Here is a 4255-nt window from a genome sequence, read left to right on the forward strand (position 1 = left end):
GTTGTATCCGGCTGGGCGGCGATTTCTTCGCGGACTTTGTCCATATCCAGTGCCTGAGCCTGTTGAATCACTTCTTCCAGCGCGCTGGCCGGGAGTGAGCCTGCCTGAGAGAAGATGCCAATCTGCTGGCGGAAGATGGTCAGCGTCGGGATAGAACGAATCTGGAAAGAAGCGGCGAGTTCCTGCTCGGCGTCCGTATTCACCTTGGCAAAGACCACATCCGGATACTTCTCAGCGGCGGCTTCAAAAATGGGGGCAAAAGCGCGGCAAGGTGCACACCAGGGCGCCCAGAAATCCACCAACACCATGTCATTGCCGATGACGACGGCTTCAAAATTGTCTTGCGTGAGTTCTACTACGGCCATGAGGATTCTCTTTAATGTGAGTGTTTGCGCGGCAATGCGCCAGACATGCGGGACCATCCCGAATGACCACAAAATGTATTATACCGACCTTAAAACGCGGAGGGTGACAGGGTCAAGAGCCCCGATCTTCATCCCGTCAGCCACGAGAGAATGACATGACCGTTAGTGATTCGCAGATCCCAATACTCACCGTCAGCGCACTGAACGCTGCCGCCCGCGAGATCATTGAAGGGAATTTTCCGCTGTTAAGGGTGGAAGGTGAGCTGTCCAATTTCAGTAGCCCCGGATCGGGACACTGGTATTTTTCGCTGAAGGATGCGCGGGCGCAGGTGCGCTGCGCCATGTTCCGCCAGCGCAATACCTATACCCGGATTCAGCCCCGCAACGGCATGCAGGTGCAGATACTGGCGCAGCCCACCCTGTATGAAGGACGGGGTGATTTTCAATTGGTTGTCGAGCAATTGCTGGATGCCGGTGAGGGCGATTTACAGGCGCGTTTTGCCGCCCTCAAGGATAAGCTCGCGGCCGAAGGGCTTTTTGCGCCGGAGCTGAAACGGCCCCTCCCCCGCTGGCCGCAGCGGGTCGCCGTGGTCACTTCAGCGAGCGGCGCGGCGCTGCATGACATCCGGGTGACGCTGGCGCGGCGCTGGCCGATGCTCGCGGTAATGGTCTATCCGGTGCTGGTGCAAGGCGATCAGGCAGCGGCACAGATTTGTAGCGCGCTGGCCCGCATCGCCAGTCGGCAGCAGGAGGATGTGGTGATCCTGGCGCGTGGCGGCGGCAGCGCGGAGGATCTGTGGTGTTTTAATGAAGAAAGCGTCGCGCGCGCGATTCGTGCCTGCCCGGTGCCGGTGGTGACGGGCATTGGTCATGAAATTGATTTCACCATTGCCGATTTCGCGGGTGATCTGCGCGCGGCGACCCCCACGGCGGCGGCGGAAGCGGTTAGCCCCGACCGTGGCGAGTGGTTGCCGCAGGTGCGGGCACATCGGCGACAGCTGGAACAGTCCATGCAGCGCACGCTGCGGGACGCGACCCAGCGCCTCGACTATTTGCGGCTGCGCCTGCGTCATCCCGGCGAGCGGGTGCGGGATGCTGAGCGCCGTTTGCGTCTGGCGCGTGGGGCCTTGCGGCAGGCCATGCAGCGTCAGCAGGCCGTATGGGGCGGACGACTGCAGGTTCTCCAGGCGCGACGTTTGCGGCAAGACCCTCGCCAACGCTTGCGAGGTCTGAATGAGATGCTGGAAACCCGGCGCGCCGCGCTGATTCTAGCGATGGACAAGCGACTGGCCGGCGCCGAGGCGCAACAGCAGCAGCAGGTGGCGGCCTTACGCCTGCTGGACCCCTTGGCGGTGTTGCAGCGCGGTTTTGCCGTCCTTCGCGACGAGTCCGGCAAGGTGGTGTTTGGCAGCGCCTCTGTCGCGGTGCATGCGCAGGTTACCGCGACCCTGGCGCAGGGCACCCTGCTCTGCGAGGTCCTCAAAAAAAGTGATTAGCGCTTATGTCGGCTATCGACAAGGCCCGCTCTATCGCTTTACTCTTTGTCTTCGTCGCCGCTGGCCTGAGTGGCGAATTTTTTCTAGCAGGGCACTGGTGCCCTGAATTCTGAGGAGTGTTCATGGCAAATCCGCAAGTAGTGCTGCACAGCAACAAGGGTGATATCGTCATTGAGCTGGACGCCGACAAAGCGCCCAACACCGTCGAGAATTTTCTGAAGTATGTCGACGAGGGTTTTTTTGACGGCACCATCTTTCATCGCGTGATACCCGGCTTTATGATTCAGGGCGGAGGTTTTACGGCGGAGATGCAGCAGAAAGAGGTCCATGCGCCCATCGCCAATGAGGCGGAGAATGGTCTGAAAAATGCGCGGGGTACGCTCGCCATGGCACGGACCAATGATCCCCACTCTGCCACCGCGCAGTTTTTCATCAATCTGACAGACAATGATTTCCTCAACTTCAAGACGGCATCAGGATCGGGATGGGGTTATGCCGTTTTTGGTAGGGTCGTCAGCGGGATGGATGTGGTGGACGACATCGCGAAGACTCCGACCGGTAACAAGGGGATGCACCAGGACGTTCCCAAGGACACCATCTCCATCGACAAGGGCGAGCGTCTGCCTGCGGCCTGAGTCTATGATGGTGCAGGGTGCAGACCTTGGTAATGGCCCCGTGCTGTTTATCTCTGACCTGCATCTGAGTTCCGCACAGCCCGCGCTGATCGCCCTCTTCCGCCATTTTTGTTTGCACGAGGGCCGGACCGCGCGGGCCGTTTTTATTCTGGGCGATCTGTTTGACTACTGGGTGCATCGGGATCAGGCGGCGGAAGCGCCTTATGCAGAAATCCTTGCCCTGCTCCATGATCTGCAGAAGCAGGGCACCACGGTGTACCTCATGGTCGGTAACCGGGACTTTGCCCTGGGTGCCGCGTTTCTGGCGCAGTTCGGTATCCTCGCCCTGCCCGACCCGGCGCTGCTGCAACTGGGCGATCAGCGTATCCTGCTGACCCACGGTGACTTGCTGTGTAGCGACGACCATCGTTACCAGCGCTTTCGCCGGGTGATTCGCCATCCGCTGACTCGACTCACGCTGGGACGCCTGCCTTATGCCTGGCTCCAGCGTATCGCCCGCGGATTGCGTCGCGGCAGTAGCCGGGAAGTGCGGGCCAAGGCACCAGCCATAACCGATGCCAATCCGCAGACCATCGTCACCGCCCTCCACGGGGAGGGCATTTTCGCGCTGGATGGTGCCACTTATGACATGTTGATTCATGGCCATACCCATCGCCCCGTTTGGGAGCAGCGTCCGGAGGGACGGCGCATGGTGCTGGGTGCCTGGGACGCCGATGGCGCGCGAATTGGGCGCTGGGAGAACGGCCAATGGTCCTTGCAGTTACTGAGTCCACCGTAATTTCGGCTTTTGCGCGACCGGAGGGATCAACATGGACATCACGGAGCATGGTCCAATGGCATGCGGTCTGAGCAGCGCTGCGGCCTCGGCGTTACAGCAACAATACGGGCCTAATCGTCTGCCCACGGCGCATGCGCCGCGCTGGTGGCAACAACTGCTGGCGCAGTTTCGTAACACCCTCATCGCGATTCTGCTGGCCGCTGCACTCTTATCGCTGGTACTCGGACATCTGGTAGACGGCGCAGTCATCGGCACGGTGATTTTGATCAACACCCTGCTCGGCTTTGTTCAGGAGAACCGTGCGGAGAAAGCCGTGCAGGCACTGCAATCTTTTCTCGCCCCGCAGGTGTTGGTCTGTCGCGATGGCGCCTGGCAACATCTGCCCGCTGAAGCACTGGTGCCCGGCGACTGGGTGCGAATAGAAAATGGGGCACGTATCAGCGCCGACATGCGCTTGCTGGAGGCGCATGCCCTGCGCGTGGACGAATCCCTGCTGACGGGGGAATCCGTCCCGGTGGATAAAACCACTTCTGGCGACGCGGGCGAGTTACTGCTGCGGGCGGGAACGCTGGTGACCGGGGGAGATGGTGTGGGCCAGGTGACCGCCACCGGCAGTGCCACCGAAATAGGCCGTATCCATCAGCTCATGGGAACCACCCTGACCATGCGCTCGCCTCTGCTGGAGCGCATTAACCGCTTGTCCCGGACTCTCGCTTTCACTGTAGTTCTTCTGGCAGCCGTCGCGGCGGGTATTGCCTGGTGGCGGGGCGAGACGCTGGAATTCGCCCTGCTCGCCGCCATCAGTCTGGCGGTAGCCATTATTCCCGAAGGGTTACCAGCAGTCATTAGTGTGACCCTGGCACTGGGCGTGCAGCGTATGGCGCAACGCGGCGCCATTGTCCGCCAGTTACCGGCAGTGGAAACCCTGGGCACGGTTACCGTCATTTGCACCGACAAAACGGGCACCCTGACAGAAAATCG

The 4255-nt window shown here is 60.8% G+C and carries 5 protein-coding genes; 4 read left to right on the forward strand and 1 reads right to left on the reverse strand.

The features are described from left to right. On the reverse strand, positions 1-365 hold a 365-nt coding region (trxA, locus tag AC2VNK_RS08045), incomplete at its 3' end, for a thioredoxin (RefSeq protein WP_486883414.1). A gap of 155 nt (positions 366-520) precedes the next feature. Between trxA and xseA the strand changes: the two genes are divergently transcribed. The 4 genes from xseA to AC2VNK_RS08065 form a co-directional block, all read left to right on the forward strand. Continuing rightward, positions 521-1861 (forward strand): exodeoxyribonuclease VII large subunit, encoded by a 1341-nt coding sequence (xseA, locus tag AC2VNK_RS08050; protein ID WP_486883415.1) that lies wholly within the window; start codon positions 521-523, stop codon positions 1859-1861. A gap of 122 nt (positions 1862-1983) precedes the next feature. Continuing rightward, positions 1984-2496, forward strand: a complete 513-nt coding sequence (locus tag AC2VNK_RS08055) for a peptidylprolyl isomerase (protein ID WP_486883416.1) — start codon at positions 1984-1986, stop codon at positions 2494-2496. A gap of 4 nt (positions 2497-2500) precedes the next feature. Further along, complete coding sequence (locus AC2VNK_RS08060) at positions 2501-3274, forward strand: UDP-2,3-diacylglucosamine diphosphatase (protein ID WP_486883417.1); 774 nt, start codon at positions 2501-2503, stop codon at positions 3272-3274. A gap of 31 nt (positions 3275-3305) precedes the next feature. Next, positions 3306-4255 (forward strand): HAD-IC family P-type ATPase (locus AC2VNK_RS08065; protein ID WP_486883418.1); only part of this gene is annotated, 950 nt, incomplete at its 3' end.

This window comes from Acidithiobacillus sp. TH-A35 (assembly GCF_057473505.1).

Excerpts from the sequence above, each read along its gene's own strand:
- xseA (WP_486883415.1), top strand. The coding sequence starts at position 521 with ATGACCGTTAGTGATTCGCAGATCCCAATACTCACCGTCAGCGCACTG.
- AC2VNK_RS08055 (WP_486883416.1), top strand. The coding sequence starts at position 1,984 with ATGGCAAATCCGCAAGTAGTGCTGCACAGCAACAAGGGTGATATCGTC.
- AC2VNK_RS08060 (WP_486883417.1), top strand. The coding sequence starts at position 2,501 with ATGATGGTGCAGGGTGCAGACCTTGGTAATGGCCCCGTGCTGTTTATC.